The following is a 23424-nucleotide window of genomic DNA, read 5'->3' on the forward strand; positions in this document are numbered from 1 at the left end:
GGCCCCGTTGAGGAGGTCAGAACCACTGGCCGGGCTCCATCAGGCCCAAATCAAGCAATTGCCGTGAATGCCATTCAAATGGCGCCGAGTTGTGCCATTTGAACGTGTGAATGCCATGGGTGCTGCCCGGGTTGCGTTTCAGCGCCTTGGCGGTGCGGAACGAGCAGAGCGCCGCCGTGAGGTTGTGATGCCAGGGACAGGCATAGGTATTGTACTCTTCCTGCGAGAACGTGTGATCGGCCCGCAACGCCACACCGGCTTGGGCCCGGAAAAGTGCGATCCTGTCGATCTTGCGTCGGGTATAGGGCACGTGTTCTTCAAACCGCCAGCGTAGCCCGCCAAAGAAGTCCAACTGGCGTTCCTTGGGCTGATAGCCGTTCTCGGCATCCTTGCGCGCCAAGGCATAGTAGCCTGACCGATCCAGATGCGCCCGGTCCAGCGACACGGCATCCGGATGCTCCGACAGGTCATCCGCGTATAGATCGACCACATAGGTCAGCATGGCATCGCGTCGCTCTTCGGTGTGAAAAGCGAGCAACTCGCTGATGCTGCGTGTCTCACAGAAGGGAAAAAACAGGTATTCAGCGTTGTAGCAGTAAAACATCCAAACGCCCGTGGCCGCTGCCGCGATGGCATTGACCGCGGCTTCAACCGCCCCCTCCGCCGTGGCGTCATAGTCAATTCGGTGCACGGTCTCTTGCAGATCGCGCGACAGATCGAAAACCGCTGGCATGAAGGCGAGCACCGATGCAAAGCCCATTTGTTCGTGGTGCCGCAGTGTGGTTGCAACCTCAACGTCGTCTTCGACAAAGATCATCGCGACCGGTCCCTTGGTCAGGGCGGTCTGGCCGTCTTTCAGGAACGCGGTCACATCTGTATATTGCATCAGGCTCTCCGCTTGGCTGCATGACGCAGAATCAGTTAATTCAGCGTTCATTGCAAGCCTCTGCCGGGGCTGGTAAGCACCGCGCCAACCTCCTTTGTTCCGGAAACCCCATGACCGCGCCTAAAAAGCTATTCATCAAGACCTATGGCTGCCAGATGAACGTCTATGACAGCGAACGTATGGCGGAATCGCTGGGCGGGCAGGGGTATGTGGAAACGCAAACCGCTGAAGAAGCGGATATGATCCTGCTGAACACATGTCATATCCGCGAAAAAGCCGCCGAGAAGGTTTATTCCGAGTTGGGCCGCCTCAAGGCGCTGAAGACCGAGAACCCGGACCTGAAAATCGGCGTGACAGGATGTGTCGCCCAGGCGGAGGGCGAGGAGATCATGCGCCGCCAGCCTGCTGTTGATCTAGTGGTCGGGCCGCAGTCCTACCACCGGTTGCCGCAAATGGAAGCACGGGTGCGGGCGGGGCAGACGGCGCTCGACACCGATTTCCCAGAGGAAGACAAGTTCGAAACCCTCAAAGGGCGGACCAAAGCGGCGCGCGCGCCTTCGGCGTTTTTGACCGTGCAGGAGGGATGCGACAAGTTTTGCGCCTTCTGCGTGGTGCCCTATACGCGGGGTGCGGAAGCCAGTCGCCCAGTGACGCGCATTCTCGACGAGGCGCGCGAGCTGGTTGATCGCGGCGTGCGTGAGCTCACGTTGCTGGGTCAGAACGTGAATGCCTATCACGGCACCGGGCCTGATGGCGCAGAGCACAGCCTTGCGCAGCTGATTTGGGCCCTGAATGACATCGATGGTTTGGAGCGCATTAGGTTCACCACCTCCCATCCGAACGATATGACCGACGACCTGATTGAGGCGCACGGCAGTTGCGACAAGCTGATGCCCTACCTGCATCTTCCGGTGCAATCCGGGTCCGACCGCATTCTCAAACGCATGAACCGCAGCCATACCGCTGAAAGCTATCTGCGGGTGATCGAGCGCATCCGGGCTGCACGCCCCGATATCCTGATGTCAGGCGATTTCATCGTCGGCTTTCCTGAAGAGACCGAAGAGGACTTTCAGGCGACCCTCGATCTGATCGAAAACGTGCGGTACGGCTACGCCTATTCCTTCAAGTATTCGACCCGTCCTGGGACACCGGCGGCCGAGCGCGCCCAGGTTGACGCGGATGTGGCGGATGCGCGGCTGCAGCGCATTCAGGCGCTGATCACGCGCCAGCAACAGGAAATTCAAAACGCCATGGTTGGCCGGGATTTGCATGTGCTGGTCGAAAAGCCGGGGCGCAACCCTGGTCAGATGGTTGGCAAGTCGGAATATCTGCACGCCGTGCACATCGAGAATTCGGACGCGGCGGTCGGCGATATCGTGCCGGTGAGAATCACTGAGGCCAAGCGAAACTCCTTGGCAGCAATAAGGCGAAATTAAGAGTTAATCTTGCACATGTCGTCAGCAATGCCCTTTTTGACACTGCAGTGATGCCAAAGCGTAGACAATACGTGCAAGTTCTTGCGCCTGATGATAGTTAGATTTTAAATAACGTGTTGATAAATTGTATTTCCTCGCGTGGATTTTGACGTTGAGGATCGGTTTTGGGTTTAAAGTGAGGGACAGGGCTTTGGGTTTCAATATTTCCGATGCCGGACAAAGGCTGGCGTGCTTGGCGCTGAGCCTGGCCGTTTCGCTGCAGGGCGGGGCCAGCGCTGCGCAGGAATCATCGCAGGGTGGTTTGGACAAGGGGCAGTACATCCCCACAATCTGGGTGGACCCGGATGGCTGTGAACATTGGGTGATGGATGACGGCGCGGAAGGGTTCATGACCCCGCATGTCAATCGCAACGGCATTCCGGTTTGCCGAGACGGAAATATCTGTGGCGTTTTGAATTCTGATCCGTTTTTTGCGAGCGGCAGCCCCGAGATCAGCGCGAGCGGTCGCGCCAGCCTCGAAGAATTCTTTGCAACCACACAGGCCAGATCTTTTGTGATCACCGGGCACACAGACAGCCAAGGGTCGGATGCGTCCAACATGCGGCTTTCGCTGGCGCGGGCAAACACGGTTGCAAACGTCGCCCGATCGCAGGGCGCGGTTGTGTCGGACATTCGCGGTTTGGGTGAACGCCAGCCAAAGGCATCCAACGATACAGCATCTGGCCGGGCTCAGAACCGCCGTGTTGAAGTCACGTGCGTACGCTGAAGGGGCCTGCAGATGATACATAATAAATCGATTTTGCTCGTTGTCTGTGCCGTCGCGATGAGCGGATGTGGCGAATTGAGTGCCAACAAAACCTCTGACCGAGGTATAGACTCCAAAGAGTTGCTGGAGTTGCAGGCTGGCATATGGGTCGATCCCAATGGCTGTGATCATTGGATTATCGATGATGGGTTGGAAGGCTATCTGTCTGCACGCCTTGATCGCAAAACCGGCAAACCGGTGTGTTCGGGCATCGCCGCACCGACGCAAACCACCGGCGAATTCAAAGGTGGCGCGACGACGATCATCGGCGATATTTTCTGATCTTGCGCAGTCATGACCATTCGGGGCGCGCTGGTATCACCGGCGCGCCTTTTTTCGGTCCGGCGAATGTTTCAATGTTGTGATTTCCATGCGGTTGCGCTTGTGTTGAGCGCATGTAATTGGCACCGTCATTTGTAACCCCATGCTTGAGGAACAGCGATTGGCCCCCAGCGATCCGAGTCCGACAGAAACATTGATTGCCGCACCCGGCGGTACAATTGATTTCCCTGATAATCGTTTATTGATCGATTTGTGCGGCGCATATGATGCCAATCTTGCGCAAATCGAAAAGGCGCTGGGCGTCCAGATTGTCCGCCGGGGCAATGAGCTTGCCGTTTTGGGGGATGCCGAGGCTCGGACAGATGCCATTCGCGTGCTGCACGCGCTTTACGCGCGTCTTGAAAGCGGTCGCGCGGTGGAGGCCGGTGATGTGGATCGTGAATTGCGGATGGGCCCCTTCGAGGAGGCGACCGGCACGCGGGACGGCGACCAGTTGGAAATGCCGATTGGCAATCGCATCGAAATTCAGACCCGCAAGAAACGGGTAGAGCCACGCACAGAAGCGCAAAAAGCCTATGTCCAATCGCTCTTTGACAATGAGCTGGCCTTCGGCATCGGCCCGGCGGGCACGGGTAAAACCTATCTTGCAGTGGCTGTGGGCGTGTCAATGTTTCTGGCAGGTCAGGTGGATAAGATCATCCTGTCGCGCCCCGCGGTTGAAGCCGGTGAGCGCCTGGGCTTTTTGCCAGGGGATATGAAAGACAAGGTCGATCCCTACATGCAGCCGCTTTATGATGCGTTGGGGGATTTCCTGCCCGGCAAGCAACTGGCCAAGCTGATCGAAGAAAAGCAGATTGAAATTGCGCCGCTGGCCTTCATGCGCGGTCGCACCCTGTCCAATGCCTTTGTGGTGCTGGATGAGGCGCAAAACGCGACATCCATGCAGATGAAGATGTTTTTGACCCGTCTGGGCGAAGGATCGCGCATGGTGATCACCGGTGACCGCACACAGATCGACTTGCCACGTGGGGTTTCGTCAGGTCTGGCTGATGCGGAGCGGCTTCTGAAATCGATCCCCAAGATCAGCTTCAACTACTTCACCTCCAAAGATGTTGTGCGCCATCCGCTCGTGGCGGCGATCATCGAGGCATATGAAGCAGAGACACCCCCGGCGTGAGGCGGATGCCGGGGCTGCGCGATACATCGGATAAATCATGTTGGACATTCTGATTGAAGCGCCCGGATGGCGTGAGATCGCAGTGGATGCATTGGCAAGGCGGGCCATTTCGCAAACGCTGACCCAGGTCAGTTTACCGGTGGAACAGGTAGAGATCTCCTTGCTGGCCTGTGATGACGCGCGGATTGCAACGCTGAACGAGGCGTTTCGGGGCAAACCGGTCGCGACAAATGTGTTGAGCTGGCCAGCGGTTGATTTATCCGCAGAGATCGAGGGGCACGCACCGGCACCGCCAATGCCCGATTTTGATGGGTCTTTCGAGTTGGGCGACATCGCGATCGCCTATGAAACCTGCGCGCGCGAGGCGGTCGAATTACAAAAATCTCTGGAAGATCACGCAACCCATCTGGTTGTTCACGGGCTGTTACATCTTTTGGGATACGATCATGTCCGTGACCGCGATGCCACGCTGATGCAGGCATTGGAAACCGAAATACTTGGCAAAATGGGTCTTGATGACCCATATTAACGCTGATCGGCCCCGGAGCCGAGCCATTCTTGAACAGGACCCAATGGGCGACAACGACGGACAGTCTGACGCAGCGCAACGCGCGCATGTCGAAACAGACAAAACTTCAGAACCTGAACCTTCCAGGCCAGGTGGTTTTTTCAGCCGAGTGATCGGGGCATTGAGCCCATCGGAATCAGAAGCAGCGGCGCCTTTGGTTGCGGCGCTTCAGGAACGTCCGCAGACCCATGGGATGATCAACCTCAGACGCATGCGGGTTGAGGATGTTTCTATTCCCAAGGCGGATATCACGGCGATCCCTGCGACCGCCTCGCTGGAAGAAGTCGTCGCCATCTTCAAGGAAAGCGGTCTGACGCGATTGCCTGCCTATGATGGCACGCTGGACACGCCGATTGGACTGCTCCACCTCAAGGATCTTGCGCTGACCCATGGATTCAATGGCGACAGTCATGAATTCGACATGCGTGCCATGCTGCGCCCGTTACTCTTCGTGCCGCCCTCCATGACCATCGGTGTCTTGCTGACGAAAATGCAGGCCGAACGCCGTCATATGGCGCTGGTCATTGACGAATATGGCGGCGTTGATGGCCTTGTGACCATTGAGGATCTGATCGAGCAGGTCATCGGTGAGATTGAAGATGAGCATGACGTCGACGAAGGGCTATATTGGACGCAGGAAAAACCGGGGTGTTATCTGGCGCTGGCCAAAACCCCGCTGGATGATTTTGAAGCCGAAATTGGACAATCACTGACCGAACACGACGAAGTGGACGAGGAAGAAATCGACACTTTGGGTGGGCTAGTCTTTATGCTCTCCGGTCGCGTGCCGGCGCGTGGGGAAGTGGTGGTGCACCCGGATGGCCCGGAATTTGAGGTTCTTGACGCTGATCCGCGCCGCATCAAACGATTGCGTGTACGCACCGGGACGCACGCCGCATAATGGTCAAAACCATCCCGAGAAAGAACAAACCTTGGGGGTGGTACACACGCTTGCCACGTCCGGGCCGCATGGCAATCGCAGCGGTCTTGGGGGCGATTGCGCCTTTGGGGCAGGCACCTTACGGCCAGCCGCTGGTCATGTTGCTGGTCTTCTCACTCGCGTTTCTGACCCTGCGCCGTCAAAGGCGCCCCTGGAATGCCGCGTTGATCGGTTGGGCCTTTGGTGTTGGGTATTTCGCTGTCGCGCTGGCCTGGATCGTGGAGCCCTTTCAGGTTGATCCTGACCGGCATGCCTGGATGGCGCCCTTTGCTTTGGTGCTCATGAGCATGGGGCTCGCGCTTTTTTGGGGTGGGGCATTCTGGCTGGCGCGGTTGTTGTCATCACGTACTTGGCCGCTGATCCTGACTTGGACCGCTGCAGAAGTGCTGCGCGCCTATTTGTTCACCGGGTTTCCCTGGGCCAGTCCTGCGCAGGCGCTGGTGGGGGGGGCTGCCGGGCAGGGGCTTGCTTGGGCGGGACCGCACGGCATGACGTTGTGGCTGATGTCAATCGCCTGGGCGCTGTCCTTCCCCGCGGTCTACCGGAAACGCGGTGTGATGCGCGCGGGGCAGGCGGTTTTGCTGTGCAGCACAGCGGCGCTTTTCTATCTTCCGCCCTCTGCACCGCCAGCACCCCTCACACCTCACACCGTGCGCCTGATCCAGCCCAATGCGGCGCAACATCTGAAGTGGCGATCCGATCACACGCAAACATTTTTCGACAGGCAGTTGGCGTTCACGGCGGCGGCGCCTGAGGCAGGTAAGCCAATGCCCGATCTGACCGTCTGGCCGGAGACGGCGATTCCCTGGACATTGGAAGCGGCGGGCCCGGCATTGCGCCAAATCGCCGAAGCGTCAGAGGGCAAGCCAGTCACCCTCGGGCTTTTGCGCCGCGATGGGGATGCGCTTTACAACGCCATGGTTCTTTTAGACGCCGCGGGGTCGCCAACGCAGATCTATGACAAACACCATCTGGTGCCCTTTGGCGAATATATTCCCTTTGCCAACCTGCTGAACCGGTTTGGTATTATGGGCCTGGCCCAGACATCATCGACCGGATTTGCCAGCGGGCCCGGCGCTGAAGTGCTCGATTTTGGCGCTCTTAGGTTGGGTTTGCCGCTCATTTGTTATGAAGCCGTCTTTGCACATGGCGTAGGCGCTGCGGTGGAACGCCCGGACTTTCTGTTGCAAATTACAAATGACGCCTGGTTCGGGCAAAATGTCGGACCGCAACAGCATTTGGCGCAGGCCCGCATGCGCGCGATTGAACAGGGCCTGCCGTTGATGCGTGCGGCGAACACTGGAATTTCGGCCATGATCGATCCACAAGGCCGTATCCTCGCGAGCTTGCCGATGGGCGTCGCGGGATTTCTGGATGTACCCCTGCCCGCTCCGATGGCCCCAACATTTTACAGCCGAACAGGCGACACGCCGATCATCGTTTTGCTGGCATTGGGCCTTCTGTGCACACGGCTGGGTAGAAGGCAGCAGAATTAGATTGACGGGTGATGGCGGGCCACGTAAGCACGCTCGAACGTGCCGCAACGGCTTCCTGGCGTGGCGCAGTATTTGTCTTATCGGAGCAATTCATGTCTCGTAAAAATTATGTATTCACCTCGGAATCCGTTTCGGAGGGGCACCCTGATAAGGTGTGTGACCGTATTTCAGACGCGGTATTGGACGCTTTTCTCGCCGCGGAACCCGAAGCGCGCGTTGCGGCGGAAACCTTCGCGACCACGAATAGAGTTGTGATTGGTGGCGAAGTGGGGCTGTCGGATAAAGAAGCGCTCAAGGATTACATGGGCCGTATCGAGGAGATCGCGCGCGCCTGTATCAAGGATATCGGTTACGAGCAGGATAAGTTTCACCACGCGACATGTGAAATCACCAATCTGTTGCACGAACAGTCGGCCCACATTGCCCAGGGCGTGAACGCCAGCGGGAACAAAGACGAGGGCGCTGGCGATCAGGGTATCATGTTCGGGTTTGCCACCAATGAGACGCCGGAATTGATGCCAGCCCCGATTCACTATGCCCACGCCGTGTTGCGTCGTCTGGCGGAAGTGCGCAAGGATGGTACTGAGCCCACATTGCGGCCGGACGCCAAGAGCCAATTGTCGGTGCGGTATGAGGACGGGAAACCGGTTGGTGTTACGTCCATCGTGCTGTCGACCCAACATGCGGATGAAAACCAGACCTCACAGGACATACGCGCGATTGTTGAACCCTATATTCGTGAGGTTCTGCCGGAGGGATGGATCACCGAAGCCACCGAATGGTGGGTGAATCCCACCGGCACTTTTGTGATTGGCGGGCCGGATGGCGACGCGGGCCTGACGGGGCGAAAAATCATCGTCGATACCTATGGTGGTGCCGCGCCACATGGTGGCGGCGCGTTCTCGGGCAAGGACCCGACGAAAGTGGACCGTTCTGCTGCTTATGTGTCGCGCTATCTGGCGAAGAACGTGGTGGCGTCGGGCCTTGCAGATAAATGCACCATTCAGCTGAGCTATGCGATTGGCGTGAGCAAACCGCTCTCGATCTATTGCGACACCTTTGGCACGGGTGAGGTGGACGACAGCGTGATCGAGGCAGCTATCGGTCAGATCATTGACCTGACGCCACGCGGTATCCGCGAACATCTCAGTCTCAACCGCCCGATCTATGCCCGCACCGCCGCTTATGGCCATTTCGGACGCGCGCCAGAGGCGGATGGTGGCTTCAGCTGGGAAAAAACAGACTTGGTCGATGCATTGAAAGCCGCTGTCTAGCGGTCTCTGCTCGCTCAATTTAGCGTTGGGCATTCGCCTCTGAACTAAGGCAGGCGTGACTGTGACGCCTGTCTCACAGCAAGATATCGTGTGCCACTATTTTTTCGATTTTCCGAACAGGCTTGGCTTGATCGGTTTTCTTTTGCGCTGAACGGACGCCGGTGGCGCTTGCAGCCGTCGCGGTTTCGATGGGGTCACCTTGGCAGCATCGCTGATCGGGGCGGCCTCAGGCGCGCCACCCGGTTCCAGTGCTTTCACAAAATTCTGCGCGGCGAATGCCTCCTCCGAGATGTCGGTACCCTGATACCTCCCAAGGTCGTCCAGAAACTCCCACAGGCGCATGCAAGATCTTTCGATCCGATCATACCGATCCGCAAGCTGGTCGGCGCTCAGCGCCGGGGCTTCGCGCAAATCGCGTAATTGCCGCATGACACGGCTGACAACAGGTTTGATTTCATTGGCGCATTCGGTTGAGAACCGTTCCAGCGCTTCTTCCATTTGCTTGCGTTTGCTGTCCTGAGTCTCCATGCCGATGGCAAGGCGTGACTTCTGCAATGCATTGATCGAAGCGCGTCTGAACGAAGACGCGGAGATGTCATCCTTGGTAATGTAATCGCTGCACCCGCGCTTCAGCGCTTCGATCGCAATCTCGTTTTGACCATCACCGGCGATCATGATGATTGCGGCCTGCCGATTGCGCGGATCAAGACGAATGGCATCCAATGCCTGCAGCCCGGTACCATCGGGCAGGTTGTAGTCCACGAAGATCAAATCGAATTTATCGCTCTGGAGTTTTGCCCCCATCGTTTCAAGACAATCCGCCTGAACCACATGGGTGTCAAATTCCAACTCATCGATCAGACGCAACAGCCGCGCCCGGTCAAAGCGTTGGTCATCGACGATCAAGATACTCGCGAACTTGGGTAGGGCGGTCACGCTGGGCGCAAGCTTTGCGTGTATTTTTCCCATCTGGCTCAATGATCTGCCTCCCTCTGGAGCAATACCTATCTGGCACCTTCTGTATCAGCGCCTTCTTAATTCTTGATGAAACAGTGAAGGCCATTGAGCAGATGACATTGCGGTAGCGGCTGGTCCAAGCTAAAGGCCTCGCATGTCGCAGAAATCCCGCCCCCGCAGAAACTTCTATGGCCGTTTGAAAGGCAAGAGCCTCAAGCGATCACAGAAGGCATATTTGGATGAGGATCTGGGTGCGTTGTCGCCTGGCCCGGTCTCTTGGGAAGTCAATCCAGACCGCATACCACTTGATCTGCCTGGGCTGTTTGGTGGCAAACCGGTTTGGCTCGAGATCGGATTTGGCGGGGGAGAGCACATGGTGCACCAGGCCAGCAACAACCCTGAGGTCGGCCTGATCGGGGCAGAACCCTACATCAACGGTGTCGCGATGCTTCTGGGGAAAATCAGGCGCGCCGGTGTCGACAATCTCGCCGTGCATCCCGGCGATGCGCGCGATCTTTTCGACGTCTTGCCGGAAAATACGATAGACCGGGCCTTCTTGCTCTACCCGGATCCATGGCCGAAAGCGCGCCACCATCGTCGTCGGTTCGTCACTTCGGAACATTTGCAACCGCTGGCCAAGACCCTGAAACCCGGCGCGATCTTTCGTGTCGCAACAGATATCGAAGACTATGTGCGGCAGACCCTGGAAGAGGTGCCAAAGCATGGGTTCGAGTGGTTGGCCGAGCGACCGCACGACTGGCGGCAGCCTTGGGACGACTGGATTTCCACGCGATATGAACAAAAGGCCCTGCGCGAGGGGCGCACCCCCCACTATCTGACGTTCCGAAAGCGCTGACCCAGGCGGAGCCATGGGGGCTGGACCCTCCGGGGCGCAGCCGTTAAGCCTCGCGCAACATCAGACTTAACCGAGAAATACCATGTCCAGCCACGGCGCGCCCATTCCCATGACCTCACGTCCTTGCGGCCCTCTCACAGGCGAAGCGCAGGTGCCGGGTGACAAATCCATTTCTCACCGTTCACTGATCCTTGGGGCGCTCAGCGTCGGTAAAACCGAGATCACCGGGCTGCTGGAAGGGCAGGACGTGCTCGATACCGCTGCTGCGATGCGGGCTTTTGGCGCGGAGGTCACCGACCATGGCAATGGCGATTGGTCGGTCTTCGGCGTAGGTGTCGGCGGCTTTGCAGAGCCTAAAAATGTGATCGATTGTGGGAACTCCGGCACCGGTGTTCGGTTGATCATGGGCGCTATGGCCACCTCCCCGATCAGCGCGACCTTCACCGGGGACGCCTCGCTCAACGGGCGCCCGATGGCGCGGGTGACGGACCCTTTGGCGCTCTTCGGCACGCAGGCCTATGGGCGGGCCGGGGGACGTTTGCCCATGACCCTCGTCGGCGCCGACGATCCAGTGCCGGTGGAATACACGGTGCCGGTGCCGTCGGCACAGGTGAAGTCGGCGGTGCTGCTGGCCGGGCTGAACGCACCGGGCAAGACGATCGTGATCGAGGCCGAAGCCACGCGCGATCACACCGAACGCATGCTGGCAGGCTTTGGCGCGGAGATCACTGTTGAGGAAACGGAGGCGGGCCGCGTCATCACCCTGACCGGGCAGCCAGAGCTGAAGCCGCAGAAGATCGACGTGCCACGTGATCCGTCGTCGGCGGCTTTCCCGGTCTGTGCAGCGCTGATCGTGCCGGGCTCGGATGTGCTGGTGCCTGGCATCGGGTTGAACCCGACGCGCGCCGGGCTCTACACCACGCTGCGCGAGATGGGCGCGGATCTGACCTATGAGAACGAACGCACCGAGGGCGGGGAGCCTGTTGCTGATTTGCGCGCGCGGTTCTCGCCGGACCTCAAAGGCATCGAGGTGCCGCCCGAACGCGCCGCCAGCATGATCGATGAATACCCGGTGCTCTCTGTGGTTGCGGCCTTCGCACAAGGCCAGACCGTGATGCGCGGCGTCAAGGAACTGCGGGTCAAGGAAAGCGACCGCATCGATGCGATGGCGGTGGGTCTGCGTGCCAATGGCATTACCGTGGACGAGGGCCCGGATTGGTGGACGGTGACGGGCCTTGGGCATGGGAACGTGCCGGGCGGTGCAACCTGCGCCAGCCATCTGGATCACCGGATTGCCATGTCATTCCTGATCCTGGGGATGGCCACGCAAAACCCGGTGAGCGTGGATGATGGCGGGCCGATTGCCACCTCCTTCCCGATTTTTGAACCACTTATGTCTGCCTTGGGCGCGCAATTGGTGCGCAACAATCAGTGACACGCTATGGCCAAAACCTTCACCATCGCTGTTGACGGCCCTGCTGCGGCAGGCAAGGGGACGATCTCCAAGGCGGTCGCGGCGCATTTCGGCTTTGCGCATCTGGATACCGGGCTGCTGTACCGCGCCGTGGGCGCGAAGCTGCTATTGGGTATGGAGCCGATCACGGCGGCGCAGACGCTGACCGCGGAAGACCTGGAAGCAGATGATTTGCGCAGCCCTGAAGTGGCACAGGCCGCGAGTAAAGTGGCCGTGATTGCCGAGGTGCGTGCCGCCTTGCTTGATTTTCAGCGCAGTTTCGCCCGTCGGGCCGGCGGCGCTGTCTTGGATGGGCGGGACATTGGCACGGTCATTTGCCCCAATGCTGAGGCCAAGCTCTTTGTGACCGCCAGTGCAGAGGTGCGCGCGGACAGGCGTTTTGCCGAACTGGCCGCATCAGGCGCTGCGATCAGCCGCGCCCAGGTGCTCGCGGATGTGAAAGAACGCGATGCGCGGGATCGGGACCGTGCCGAAGCGCCCCTGAAGCCTGCAGAAGACGCGGTTGAGATCGACACGTCGGAGATGAAGATCGAGGCCGCAATTGAGGCGGCAATCGCAGTGATTGAGGCGAAGCGGGCGGGCTAGGCCGGAATCACCGGTGGTGTCTGTGACCCGTGACGCTTTGCACAAACTCCGGCTGGTTCCGCTAAAACAGCCTGTTTCGATTTGGCGGCGATTACAGGGGCCGTGGGTCCTTATCGATTGAATTTGCTTCCGGCGCGCGCCCGCGATGTTGCAAACTGATCACCAAAGGGTGCTTGGTGTTTGATGCCCTGCGCGGCTAGCCTGACCGCATAACGACGGCGAAAGGCATTTCAATGGCACGACTTCTCATCACGTTGGTCCTGGTTCTTTGGGGATCTCTCAGTTTGGCACAGGAAAACGAAACGACAGAGGGCGCACCTGAGGTTGAGCCACCGATGACACTGGAACGCCTCGCAGAGATTATTCTGGTCATCGATGCCGAAGCACAGCTGCGCGGCGCAGCCATTGAATTCACGGTGCAGGACATTCCGGTGGTTGTCATTGCCGATCCGCGCGCGGATCGCATGCGGGCGATGGTGCCGATCAGATCGGCGGAAGGCCTGAACGCAGAAGAATTGATGCGTCTGATGCAGGCCAACTTTGATAGCGCCTTGGACGCCCGCTACGCCGTGGCCCAGGGCAGGCTCTGGGGGGTCTTTATTCACCCGCTGTCACCGCTGCAACACGAGCAATTCCTCTCCGCCATCGCGCAGACGATCAACGTCGCGCGGACCTATGGTCAGACCTATTCCGGCGGTGCGCAAGTCTTCGGCGGTGGAGACAGCAACGGCATTTATCAGGACCTGCTCGATGAATTGCGCAAGGGGCAGGCGCTTTAGCACAGATGTCTGACAGCAGGCAAAATGCGCAGATGGGTTGATCCCGGACAAAAACCCCTCTATACGCGCGAGCGTTGACAAGGCGGGAACAGCCTTTGCAGCTGAGCAAACGAGCAGGGTCGGTGTAAACCGGCCCTTCGTTTGTTAAATGCATTGGTTCCGCGCGTATCGGCAGATCAAACCCAAAGACCGGCGGAGACAACCGCACGGCCAGAAACAAACGTACAAAGGAACACACGCTACATGGCGCAAAACGCAACTATGGAAGACTTCGAAGCCCTTTTGGAAGAAAGCTTCGAAATGGACACACCCGAAGAAGGGTCTGTTGTCAAAGGCAAGGTGATCGCAATCGAAGCGGGCCAGGCCATCATCGACGTCGGCTACAAAATGGAAGGCCGTGTCGAACTCAAAGAATTCGCAGATCCGGGCGAAGCGCCCAAAATCGAAGTTGGTGATGAGGTTGAAGTCTTCCTCCGCCAGGTCGAAAGCTCGCGTGGCGAAGCTGTCATTTCCCGCGAAATGGCCCGCCGTGAAGAAGCCTGGGATCGTCTGGAAAAAGCCTACGCCGATGAAGAGCGCGTTGAAGGCGCCATCTTCGGCCGTGTCAAAGGCGGCTTTACCGTTGATCTTGGCGGTGCTGTGGCCTTCCTGCCCGGCTCTCAGGTCGATGTGCGCCCTGTGCGTGACGCGGGTCCGTTGATGGGTCTGAAGCAACCGTTCCAGATCCTGAAAATGGACCGTCGCCGGGGCAATATCGTGGTATCGCGTCGTGCGATTCTCGAAGAATCCCGTGCCGAACAGCGCGCCGAAGTCATCGGCAACCTGACCGAAGGTCAGACGGTCGACGGTGTGGTCAAGAACATCACCGAATACGGGGCCTTTGTGGACCTTGGCGGTGTCGACGGCCTGCTGCACGTGACAGACATGGCATGGCGCCGGGTCAACCACCCGTCCGAAATTCTGGCGATTGGCGAGACGATCAAGGTGCAGGTCATCAAGATCAACAAAGATACACACCGTATCTCCCTCGGCATGAAGCAGCTGCAGGAAGATCCATGGGATCTGGTGGCGGCCAAGTACCCGCTGGAATCGACGCACACAGGCCGCGTGACCAACATCACCGACTACGGTGCCTTTGTTGAGCTGGAAGCCGGTGTCGAAGGTCTTGTGCACGTCTCCGAGATGTCCTGGACCAAGAAGAACGTGCATCCGGGCAAGATCGTTTCCACCAGCCAGGAAGTCGAAGTCATGGTTCTGGAAATCGACGGCGCCAAGCGCCGCGTGTCTCTGGGCCTCAAGCAAACCATGCGCAACCCATGGGAAGTGTTTGCAGAAACACACCCCGAGGGCACAGAGGTCGAAGGCGAAGTCAAGAACATCACAGAGTTTGGTCTGTTCGTGGGCCTCGACGGCGACATCGACGGCATGGTGCACCTCTCCGATCTCAGCTGGGACGAGCGGGGCGAGGATGCGATTCAGAACTACCGCAAAGGCGACATGGTGCAGGCCGTTGTCTCCGAGGTGGACGTTGAGAAAGAGCGTATTTCCCTGTCGATCAAGGCCGTTGGTGGCGACAAGTTCGCCGAAGCGGTGGGCGGCGTGAAGCGCGGCTCGATCGTGACCGTGACCGTGACAGCCATCGAAGACGGTGGTGTCGAAGTGGAATACGAAGGCATGAAGTCTTTCATCCGCCGCTCCGATCTGTCGCGCGACCGCGCCGAACAGCGCCCTGAGCGTTTCTCGGTTGGTGACAAGGTCGACGTGCGCATCACCAATGTGGATAACAAGACCCGTCGTCTTGGCGTCTCCATCAAAGCGCGCGAAATCGCCGAAGAAAAAGAAGCCGTGGAACAGTACGGGTCTTCGGACTCCGGCGCATCCTTGGGCGATATCCTCGGCGCGGCGCTCAAAGGCGACGAATAAGCGCTTCGCTCGAACTGAAAATTCGAGGGCCTCGCAGAGCAATCTGCGGGGCCTTTTTCATGGGCACCAGCGAGCCTATTTTTCTGCGGCGATCTGGGTAGCGGGGCTGTTACCAATGCCTTTCAACAGCGCTCGGCCAGACCAAAACACGCTTCTTTTGCCGAAGATCAGATGCATGCCGGGGCGCCGCGAATCATTTGGGAATGCTGCGACGCAGCAATACAGGTGGTCTGGCCCGAAAAACCGAGATTGCCCCTAAGCCCGCGAAAAGCCGCACAAATACAGCGCCTTCGACGCAAAAAACTTTGAAAGGCGGGCAATGGTTCACTTTCCGTAAGCCTGCTTTCTTTCTATAGTTCGTCAAAGGGGCGCGAGAAAATATGCCCTAAAATCCAAAGAGGGGTGCTGCCATGATCCGTTCCGAGCTGATCCAAAAGATCGCAGATGAAAATCCACATCTTTATCAGCGAGACGTCGAGCGTATCGTCAACACCATCTTCGAAGAGGTCACCGGGGCCATGTCGCGTGGGGATCGGGTCGAGCTTCGTGGTTTCGGCGCTTTCTCGGTAAAAAAACGGGATGCGCGCGTGGGGCGCAATCCGCGCACGGGCGAAACCGTGCACGTCGAAGAAAAGCACGTGCCCTTCTTCAAGACCGGAAAACTGCTGCGTGATCGTCTGAACGGGAAATCCTGATGCGCTACATCCGCTACGCCTGCATTGCGACCTTTGCGGCTGCTTTGATCTCTGTGGCAATTGCCAATCGTCAGATGGTTTCGCTGCAGCTGATCCCTTCGGAAGTGGCCGGATGGTTTCATATGAACCCTGGCATCGATCTGCCGCTCTTCATCGTGATTTTCGGTGGGATTGTTGTCGGGCTTCTGGTCGGGTTCGTCTGGGAGTGGGTGCGTGAGCACAACCAGCGCGCCGAAGCGGCCCGCCAGGCCCGCGAGATGCGTCGGTTGGAACGTGAGATCGCCAAGCTCAAGGGCGAAAAACACGAAGGCAAGGATGAGGTTCTGGCGCTTCTGGATGAAGCGAGTTGACCTGAGTATCTTGCATTGGCGCGGGGACCGTGATCAAACCCGGCCATGCCTGAGGACACCTCTGTAAAAATCTGTGGATTGAGCACAGCGAAAGACCTGTCAGCGGCTGCTGAAGCCGGGGCTGCCTACTGCGGCTTTGTCTTTTTCGATAAATCTCCGCGCAATCTGTCGCTGACCACAGCGCGCGCCTTGGCCCTCGACGCGCCTTTGGGGCTCGCCAAGATTGCGTTGATCGTCGATGCGGATGACGCCTTTCTCGATGCGGTGACCGCCCAGGTGCCGCTGGATATGCTCCAGTTGCACGGACATGAAACTCCCGAGCGTGTTACAGAGATCAAGGCACGTTACGGCCTGCCGGTCATGAAAGCGGTGGGCGTTGCGGATGCGTCGGATTTACCTCTGCTGGAAAGCTATCTGAAGGTGGCGGATCAGATTTTGGTCGATGCCAAGCCGCCGAAGGATGCCGCGCTGCCGGGCGGCAATGGGTTGTCGTTCGATTGGCGGCTGATCGCCGGACGCCGGTGGCCGATCCCGTGGATGCTGGCGGGCGGGCTGACGCCCGAAAACGTGGGCGAAGCCATTGCGATGACAGGCGCGAAACAGGTGGATGTGTCCTCGGGCGTGGAGCGCTTACCCGGAGAGAAGGACCCGGACCTGATCAAAGCTTTCGTGAAGGCGGCCCACGCATGAACGTTACCTTCCGCCCCGCAAAACGCGAGGAGGTCGCGGACATCATCGCCCTGCTGCAGGACGATGCGCTTGGCGCGACGCGCGAGGGCAGTGATCTGGAGCTCTACCTCACCGCGTTTGACAGGATGGCTGAAGAAGGCGGCAACCAGCTGATTGTCGGTGAGATGGACGGTCGCGTGATCGCGACTTATCAACTGACCTTCATCACCGGACTCTCCCTGCGCGCCGCGCGCCGGGCGCAGATTGAAAGCGTTCGGGTGTCCGGCGACTTGCGCGGCCAGGGCATCGGGCACCGGATGATCGAGGATGCGGTGGCGCGTTCAAAGGCCGCAGGATGCAACCTGATGCAGCTGACCATGAACAAAAGTCGCACCGATACGGCGCGATTCTACGGTGACCTTGGCTTTACCCCTTCGCACATCGGGTATAAACGCAACCTGACCTGACAGGAGTGCGCGGGATGGCGAACGATCTATTCAATTCTTTCATGACCGGCCCGGATGAGAACGGGCGATTTGGCAACTTTGGCGGGCGCTTCGTCTCAGAGACTTTGATGCCACTGATCCTGGAGTTGGAAGAACAATATGAGGTGGCCAAGACCGACGAGAGCTTCTGGGCGGAGATGGACCATCTCTGGACCCATTATGTGGGCCGACCCAGCCCGCTCTATCACGCCGAACGGCTGACCGAGCATCTGGGCGGTGCCAAGGTCTACATGAAGCGCGACGAGCTCAACCACACCGGCGCACATAAGATCAACAACGTGCTGGGTCAGATCATCCTCGCCCGCCGCATGGGTAAGACCCGGATCATTGCGGAGACCGGCGCGGGCCAGCACGGTGTGGCCACGGCCACGGTCTGCGCCAAGTTCGGGCTGAAATGCGTGGTCTACATGGGCGCGCATGACGTCGAGCGTCAGGCCCCCAACGTGTTCCGCATGCGTTTGCTCGGCGCCGAGGTGGTGCCGGTGACCTCCGGACGCGGCACGCTCAAGGACGCGATGAACGATGCGTTGCGCGACTGGGTGACGAACGTCCGCGATACGTTCTACTGCATTGGTACGGTCGCGGGCCCGCACCCATACCCCGCCATGGTGCGCGATTTCCAGGCGATCATCGGCAAGGAAGTCCGCGAGCAGATGACCGCAGCGGAGGGGCGTTTCCCCGACACGCTGATTGCCGCGATTGGTGGCGGGTCAAACGCGATGGGCCTGTTCTACCCCTTCCTCGATGACAAGGAAGTTGGGATCATCGGCGTCGAGGCTGGCGGCAAGGGCGTGAATGCCAAGATGGAGCATTGCGCGTCGCTGACTGGCGGACGCCCGGGCGTGCTGCATGGCAACCGTACATATCTGCTACAGGACGACGACGGTCAGATCCTCGAAGGCTTCTCGATCTCCGCCGGTCTCGACTATCCCGGCATCGGTCCCGAGCACGCTTGGCTGCACGACATTGGCCGCGCCGAATACGTATCGATCACGGACAAGGAAGCCTTGGCGGCGTTCCAGCTTTGTTGTGAGTTGGAGGGGATCATCCCCGCGCTGGAGCCCAGCCATGCGCTGGCCCATGTGATGAAAATCGCCCCTGACCTGCCGAAAGATCACATCATCTGCATGAACATGTGTGGGCGCGGCGACAAGGATATTTTCACCGTTGCCAAAGCCTTGGGCTTCGAGATGGGTGAATTCGCTTAAAACCGTCGCAGATTCCTGATGGGCCTACCTGGCCATTTTGAAGTGCTTTTCGACCCAATGGTCATGATCAGAAGGAGAGGACGGGTGATGGATCGCTATCGCGTGACGTCTGATTGGAAAGCGGCGTACCCTGATCCAATTGTCCTGAGCGCGCCTGAAGAACTCTGGTTGAGCGGAAAGTCAGACACGTGGGACGGATATGTCTGGGTCTGGGCGAGAAATCAAAGGGGTAAAGAGGGCTGGATACCCGACACGCTGGTCCAAAATCGTGCCGGTAAGACCTATGCAAACGCGGATTTCTCTGCGGTCGAGCTGACGTGTCACCGAGGCGAAGAACTGCTCGCCCTCAGTAAGACGCACGGCTGGATACTATGCAGGGCACAAAGCGGAGCGGAAGGCTGGGTGCCTGCAAGAAACCTCAGCGCGATTTGATCGAAACTCCCGGCTTGGCAACATCACGCGGGCAAAGCGTGCGCCTGCAGCACCTTTAGGGGCACGATTTCCAAGGCACGCCGGTGCGTGGCTGCCAGATGTACCTTGGGTGCACAGCCCTCGTCATGGGCCTGCAGAAACCGACCCGCGCAGAGACACCAGGGATCGCCCGATTTGAGCCCGGCAAAGCCAAACTCAGGCCGTGGCGTGCTCAGATCATTGCCGACGTATTTCGAATAGGCCAGGAACTCGTCGGTCATCACGGCACACACGGTATGGCTGCCCTGATCGGCGACGCAGGTATTGCATTGGCCATCGCGAAAAAAACCGGTCACAGGATCGGTGCCACAGACGGCAAGCGCCTGGCCCAATACGTTAATTCTCTCATCTTTCTCCATCGGCGCCTCCTTGCAAGCTGTCGGCAATGTCCCGGAACATTGCAACGTTCTGCCGCTGCACTGTTTGATCGCGAAATTGCAAATCAGCGGCGGTCAGGGCGATCACGACGCCCGCCTCCTCATTGATGTAGAGGTATTGTCCGTAAATGCCACGTCCCATGTATTCGCGCGGTCGCGCGTCACGAGGCATCCACCATTGGTAGCCATAGCCCATCTGATCCGCATCCGTCGGTGCCGACGGCGTGGTCGAGGCAAGTACCCAGTCGCGGGGCACGATTTGCTTGCCGTTCCACAGCCCTTGCTGCAGATACATCTGCCCGAACCGGGCATAGTCGCGCGTCGTGCTGTTGAGCCCGCCCAGAACAAAGGCCACGCCCGTGCCATCGGTCAGATAGTAAGGTGTACGCTCAACGCCCAGCGGCGTGATGATCCTGTCGCCCATCAGATCAATGATCGACCGCCCGGTGGCCGCGCGGATCACCATGCCCAGAACATGGGTGTCGATGGAGACATATTTCCAATCGGTGCCGGGCGCGGCAAAGGTATCGGTCAGGCCCGCCGCAAAGGCATCCATTTCGCCGCCCAGGGCCAGAATGCGCCCCATGCGGTTGATGTCGGATTTCTGGTCCAGATAGTCTTCGTCAAAGGTCACGCCAGTGGCCATGTTGAGCACGTTTCGGATGGTCGCCTTGTGGTAGGCCCCGTCGCGCAGCGCTGGCACATAGTCGATGACCCGGTCATCCAAACTGCTGATACCGCCCTCTGCCAGAACAACGCCCATCAGCGCGGAGAGATAGCTTTTGGCCATCGACCAGCTGACGCGCAGATCATCCGGCTGCGTTCCCTGCAGGTAACGTTCATAGACGATGGCGCCATCCTTGAGCACGACAACCGAGGTCACGTTTCGGTCTCGCGTAAATTGCTCAAACCCATCGGGCAGGGAGGCTTCAGCGCCTTCGGGCAGGGGGGATACAGGGCCGTTGCCGCGTGGGATCGGGGCATTCAAAAACGCCCGATCCATATGGCTGAAGTTTTCGACGATCTGATCTGGAAGAAAGAGGCTGTTCACAGCGATCAGTCGAAAGAGTTCTTCACGTTTCCAATAGCCCATGACCAGGCTTGCGAGCATCAGCGCGACCACGAGCCGCACAACCCATTTCAAAATGCTGTGCATGTCAGGTCTGATCCTGCCCGTTCGCACCGACCCATTTCACCCACCGACCGTGGAAGTCACCGCGGCCCAGGCGCAGCGTCACATCGCCTGGCCACAGGCGCAGGGTGATCGCCGCGCCAACAGCACCGGTTGTGTCGCCATCGCTCTCCATGGACAACCACGCCAGCGGTCGGGTTTCAGTGGCCCGTTGCCCTGTGGCTTCGATCAGGGATCTGCCACGTTCTTGCGCATCGGGGGGGAAATATTGCCAGGCAACGGTGTGTTGGATCAGATGCACATGGCCTTCGGGCGCTTCGTTTAAACGTGTGTCCAGCCAATCGATTGCATCGCCCTGCACGATTTCAGCGGTCATCACCGAGGCTGCGGCGCGGGTCAGGGCGAGCCGATGGGGCTGGTCCGGCCAGAGGTAGGCGATCAGCCGCAACAAATCCGTGGCGTTGGCAGGATCGAGGGGGTTCAGATCGACACCCGCGCGCGCTGCGATCTTGGGGCGTGTGACCGGCGGCATGGGGCCAGTCCACTCAGGCGAAAGAGTCATGGCGGGGTTTTCAGGGCCAATCAGCAGGCCCGGGAGCGACAGCGCATAGTGATCCCACATCAGGTTCAGGCCACCGCTTGCCCCCAGTTCCGAGATCACAAACGGCAGATCGAAACGCTCGGCCGCGACGCCTGCGCCTCCCATCAGTGCCGCAGACCGGCGCACTTCGTTTGTCTGCGGCGGGCTGGTGACCCAGTCGAGCATAAAATCTTCATGCGCAATCATCGCCGCCTGCACCGCTTGCCACAACGCCTGATCGGACACTTTCTGTGGCGGGTAGACGGCGGCGAGCTCCGGGGCTTGCCCGGTCAAAACCAAAGCGTGAAGCCCACCGGCCGTGCGCAGAGGCAGGGAGGCCCCAGCAGGGCCAATGTCACCGGTAAAACGTGCGAGCGCAGCGTCCAGTTTGCTGCCATGCAGCCAATGTTCCGCCAGCAGTCGGAGCAATTGTGCCATGAAGGGCGAGCCCAGTCTTTCGCAGCTGATCGCCTGTTCCCGAAAGGCCAAAGGCAGGTTCATCGAAAGCGCTCCAGCAGCTTTTGGATCGCCGACTTTCTCTCGGTTACGGCCTCCGCTGGTTCCGGCGTGGCAGCTACGGGTTTTTGGCCAGCTTCGGCTGATGCCTTGGGCTTTGGGGCTTTCTGGCCGGTTCCAGACCGCGGCGGTGACACCTGCAGCGCGACCGCATTCATGAATTTGGACGGATCACCTGCGGCCAGGAAAGGCGCGCCATCGCTGACGCCCCGCAAAACGTCGTCCAGCCAGGCCTCGTCCGTCTTGGCGAAATCATGCAAGACATAGGCGGGCACGCGATCCTTGTGCCCGGGGTGGCCAACGCCCAGCCGCACCCGCGCGTAGTCAGGTCCGATATGTGCGTGCACCGACCGCAGCCCGTTGTGCCCCGCGTGGCCCCCGCCCACCTTGTGTTTCACCTTGCCCGGCGCAAGATCGATCTCGTCGTGCAGGACAACCACATCCTCGGGGTCCAGTTTGTAGAACCGCATCGCCGCCTGCACCGACTGGCCGGAGTTGTTCATGAAGGTCTCGGGCTTCAACAGCACCGCACGGTCCGAGCCAAAGCGTCCTTCGGTGATGCTGCCCTGATGCTTGCCTTTCCAGGGGCCAAACCCGTGGTCGTCGGCCATGCGGTCCAGCGCCATAAAGCCGATGTTATGCCGATGACGGGCATATTTCGCGCCTGGATTACCCAGGCCAACGATCAGTTTCATGGCGACGCTCCTTTATGTTGCGATGCAGCATAGCAAAGGCCTGTCCGAAACGAAATACGGGGCCGCAAAGGGCCCCGCATTCACCATCCTCTAAGGGATTGTCTTATTCTTCAGTGGCTTCTGCTTCTGCCTCTGGTGCATCTTCACCCTCGGCTGCATCGTCTTCATCTTCGTCGTCAGACGAGGCCAGACCCGCAGGTGCGGATAGCTGCGCAATCACGAAATCACGGTCGATTGTCGGCTTGGCGCCCTCTGGCAGCGTCACCGAGGAAATCGTGATGTTGTCGCCAATCTCCATTTCGGAAATGTCAATGGTGACGTGATCGGGGATGTCGCCCGCGGTCACGATCAGCTCAACCTCCGGACGGATCAGCGTCAGCACGCCACCTTTTTTCAGGCCGGGCGCTACGTCTTCGCCTTCCACTTCAACCGCGATGAAGAGGTTGATCTTGGTGGTGCGGCGCAGGCGCATGAAATCGATGTGGGTCGGCAGGTCCTTGACCACGTGGCGCTGCACATCACGGCAGATCACACGCACGTCGTCGTGGCCGTCTACTTTCATGTTGAACAGGGTCGACTTGAACCGTCCTGCGCGCAGTTTCTTGATCAGCACGTTGAACGGAATGTTGATCGGCAGCGGGTCAACGTCGCCACCAAATACAATCCCAGGAACCATGCCATCGCGGCGTGCCTGACGAGCGGCGCCCTTGCCTGTCCCCGTCCGTTCCTGAGCTTCAAGATCCGGAATTGCTCCAGCCATCTTTAGTCTCCAATATGTTAAGGGCGG

At 59.1% G+C, this 23424-nt stretch carries 26 protein-coding genes and 1 riboswitch; of the genes, 19 read left to right on the forward strand and 7 right to left on the reverse strand.

Annotation, left to right across the window (positions count from 1 at the left end; genetic code table 11):
• Window positions 1-16: 16 nt before the first annotated feature.
• Window positions 17-886 (reverse strand): hypothetical protein, encoded by an 870-nt coding sequence (locus tag Q1A20_RS08660; RefSeq protein ID WP_299402943.1) that lies wholly within the window; start codon window positions 884-886, stop codon window positions 17-19.
• A 110-nt stretch (window positions 887-996) separates the two neighbouring features.
• Between Q1A20_RS08660 and miaB the strand changes: the two genes are divergently transcribed.
• The 8 genes from miaB to metK all read left to right on the forward strand — a co-directional run bounded on the left by miaB (window position 997) and on the right by metK (window position 8864).
• A complete protein-coding gene (gene miaB, locus Q1A20_RS08665) occupies window positions 997-2322 on the forward strand; it encodes a tRNA (N6-isopentenyl adenosine(37)-C2)-methylthiotransferase MiaB (protein ID WP_299916751.1) in 1326 nt (441 codons plus the stop codon).
• A gap of 256 nt (window positions 2323-2578) precedes the next feature.
• A complete protein-coding gene (locus tag Q1A20_RS08670; protein ID WP_299403245.1) occupies window positions 2579-3088 on the forward strand; it encodes an OmpA family protein in 510 nt (169 codons plus the stop codon).
• A gap of 12 nt (window positions 3089-3100) precedes the next feature.
• Complete coding sequence (locus Q1A20_RS08675; RefSeq protein ID WP_299916752.1) at window positions 3101-3409, forward strand: hypothetical protein; 309 nt, start codon at window positions 3101-3103, stop codon at window positions 3407-3409.
• Window positions 3410-3569: 160 nt separating this feature from the next.
• The gene (locus tag Q1A20_RS08680) at window positions 3570-4586 is read left to right on the forward strand and encodes a PhoH family protein (protein ID WP_299403248.1); all 1017 of its coding nucleotides are present in this window, start codon (window positions 3570-3572) and stop codon (window positions 4584-4586) included.
• A 37-nt stretch (window positions 4587-4623) separates the two neighbouring features.
• Window positions 4624-5115 (forward strand): rRNA maturation RNase YbeY, encoded by a 492-nt coding sequence (gene ybeY, locus Q1A20_RS08685; RefSeq protein ID WP_299916753.1) that lies wholly within the window; start codon window positions 4624-4626, stop codon window positions 5113-5115.
• A 43-nt stretch (window positions 5116-5158) separates the two neighbouring features.
• A complete protein-coding gene (locus Q1A20_RS08690) occupies window positions 5159-6055 on the forward strand; it encodes a hemolysin family protein (RefSeq protein WP_299402951.1) in 897 nt (298 codons plus the stop codon).
• Window positions 6056-6123: 68 nt separating this feature from the next.
• Entirely contained in the window at window positions 6124-7590 is a 1467-nt protein-coding gene (gene lnt / locus Q1A20_RS08695) for an apolipoprotein N-acyltransferase (RefSeq protein WP_299402953.1), read from the forward strand.
• 36 nt (window positions 7591-7626) lie between these two features.
• A riboswitch (SAM-SAH riboswitch) is annotated at window positions 7627-7678 on the forward strand.
• Window positions 7679-7682: 4 nt separating this feature from the next.
• Entirely contained in the window at window positions 7683-8864 is a 1182-nt protein-coding gene (metK, locus tag Q1A20_RS08700) for a methionine adenosyltransferase (protein WP_299402954.1), read from the forward strand.
• Between the two features lie 96 nt (window positions 8865-8960).
• Here the strand turns inward: metK and Q1A20_RS08705 are convergent, their stop codons facing one another.
• On the reverse strand, window positions 8961-9833 hold the full coding sequence (locus tag Q1A20_RS08705) for a response regulator (RefSeq protein ID WP_299916787.1): 873 nt from the start codon (window positions 9831-9833) through the stop codon (window positions 8961-8963).
• Window positions 9834-9975: 142 nt separating this feature from the next.
• Here Q1A20_RS08705 and trmB point away from each other — a divergent pair, with 142 nt between their 5' ends.
• From trmB to Q1A20_RS08760, 11 genes are all read left to right on the forward strand, one after another.
• Window positions 9976-10677 (forward strand): tRNA (guanosine(46)-N7)-methyltransferase TrmB, encoded by a 702-nt coding sequence (gene trmB / locus Q1A20_RS08710; protein ID WP_299402957.1) that lies wholly within the window; start codon window positions 9976-9978, stop codon window positions 10675-10677.
• An 82-nt stretch (window positions 10678-10759) separates the two neighbouring features.
• A complete protein-coding gene (gene aroA, locus Q1A20_RS08715; protein WP_299916754.1) occupies window positions 10760-12112 on the forward strand; it encodes a 3-phosphoshikimate 1-carboxyvinyltransferase in 1353 nt (450 codons plus the stop codon).
• A 6-nt stretch (window positions 12113-12118) separates the two neighbouring features.
• Window positions 12119-12736 carry a d(CMP) kinase gene (locus tag Q1A20_RS08720; protein ID WP_299738048.1) on the forward strand — a complete coding sequence of 206 codons (618 nt, stop codon included), beginning with the start codon at window positions 12119-12121 and terminating at the stop codon, window positions 12734-12736.
• A 233-nt stretch (window positions 12737-12969) separates the two neighbouring features.
• Window positions 12970-13515 carry a hypothetical protein gene (locus Q1A20_RS08725; RefSeq protein WP_299504170.1) on the forward strand — a complete coding sequence of 182 codons (546 nt, stop codon included), beginning with the start codon at window positions 12970-12972 and terminating at the stop codon, window positions 13513-13515.
• 153 nt (window positions 13516-13668) lie between these two features.
• Window positions 13669-15438: a 30S ribosomal protein S1 gene (rpsA, locus tag Q1A20_RS08730; RefSeq protein ID WP_299916788.1), complete on the forward strand. Its 1770-nt coding sequence runs from the start codon at window positions 13669-13671 to the stop codon at window positions 15436-15438.
• A gap of 410 nt (window positions 15439-15848) precedes the next feature.
• Window positions 15849-16133 carry an integration host factor subunit beta gene (ihfB, locus tag Q1A20_RS08735; RefSeq protein WP_298973675.1) on the forward strand — a complete coding sequence of 95 codons (285 nt, stop codon included), beginning with the start codon at window positions 15849-15851 and terminating at the stop codon, window positions 16131-16133.
• Entirely contained in the window at window positions 16133-16483 is a 351-nt protein-coding gene (locus Q1A20_RS08740) for a LapA family protein (protein ID WP_298973673.1), read from the forward strand. Before ihfB ends, Q1A20_RS08740 begins: the two co-directional genes overlap by 1 nt.
• A gap of 45 nt (window positions 16484-16528) precedes the next feature.
• Window positions 16529-17173: a phosphoribosylanthranilate isomerase gene (locus Q1A20_RS08745; protein WP_299916755.1), complete on the forward strand. Its 645-nt coding sequence runs from the start codon at window positions 16529-16531 to the stop codon at window positions 17171-17173.
• Window positions 17170-17619: a GNAT family N-acetyltransferase gene (locus tag Q1A20_RS08750; protein WP_299916756.1), complete on the forward strand. Its 450-nt coding sequence runs from the start codon at window positions 17170-17172 to the stop codon at window positions 17617-17619. The genes Q1A20_RS08745 and Q1A20_RS08750 overlap by 4 nt, the downstream gene beginning before the upstream one ends.
• A gap of 14 nt (window positions 17620-17633) precedes the next feature.
• Window positions 17634-18866 (forward strand): tryptophan synthase subunit beta, encoded by a 1233-nt coding sequence (gene trpB / locus Q1A20_RS08755; protein WP_299402969.1) that lies wholly within the window; start codon window positions 17634-17636, stop codon window positions 18864-18866.
• Window positions 18867-18953: 87 nt separating this feature from the next.
• On the forward strand, window positions 18954-19298 hold the full coding sequence (locus Q1A20_RS08760; RefSeq protein ID WP_299402970.1) for an SH3 domain-containing protein: 345 nt from the start codon (window positions 18954-18956) through the stop codon (window positions 19296-19298).
• 23 nt (window positions 19299-19321) lie between these two features.
• Here Q1A20_RS08760 and Q1A20_RS08765 read toward each other — a convergent pair whose 3' ends face one another.
• From Q1A20_RS08765 to Q1A20_RS08785, 5 genes are all read right to left on the reverse strand, one after another.
• Window positions 19322-19696 (reverse strand): DUF2237 domain-containing protein, encoded by a 375-nt coding sequence (locus tag Q1A20_RS08765; RefSeq protein WP_299916757.1) that lies wholly within the window; start codon window positions 19694-19696, stop codon window positions 19322-19324.
• Window positions 19683-20870, reverse strand: coding sequence for a serine hydrolase (locus Q1A20_RS08770; protein ID WP_299402972.1), 1188 nt, complete (start codon window positions 20868-20870; stop codon window positions 19683-19685). Before Q1A20_RS08770 ends, Q1A20_RS08765 begins: the two co-directional genes overlap by 14 nt.
• A gap of 1 nt (window position 20871) precedes the next feature.
• Entirely contained in the window at window positions 20872-21927 is a 1056-nt protein-coding gene (locus Q1A20_RS08775) for a DUF2332 domain-containing protein (protein WP_299916758.1), read from the reverse strand.
• Window positions 21924-22637 carry an aminoacyl-tRNA hydrolase gene (gene pth, locus Q1A20_RS08780; RefSeq protein WP_299916759.1) on the reverse strand — a complete coding sequence of 238 codons (714 nt, stop codon included), beginning with the start codon at window positions 22635-22637 and terminating at the stop codon, window positions 21924-21926. Before pth ends, Q1A20_RS08775 begins: the two co-directional genes overlap by 4 nt.
• 103 nt (window positions 22638-22740) lie before the next feature.
• A complete protein-coding gene (locus Q1A20_RS08785) occupies window positions 22741-23397 on the reverse strand; it encodes a 50S ribosomal protein L25/general stress protein Ctc (protein ID WP_298973657.1) in 657 nt (218 codons plus the stop codon).
• Window positions 23398-23424 lie beyond the last annotated feature (27 nt).

Origin of the sequence: uncultured Roseobacter sp. (genome assembly GCF_947501835.1) — a bacterium.
Classification (GTDB): domain Bacteria; phylum Pseudomonadota; class Alphaproteobacteria; order Rhodobacterales; family Rhodobacteraceae; genus Roseobacter.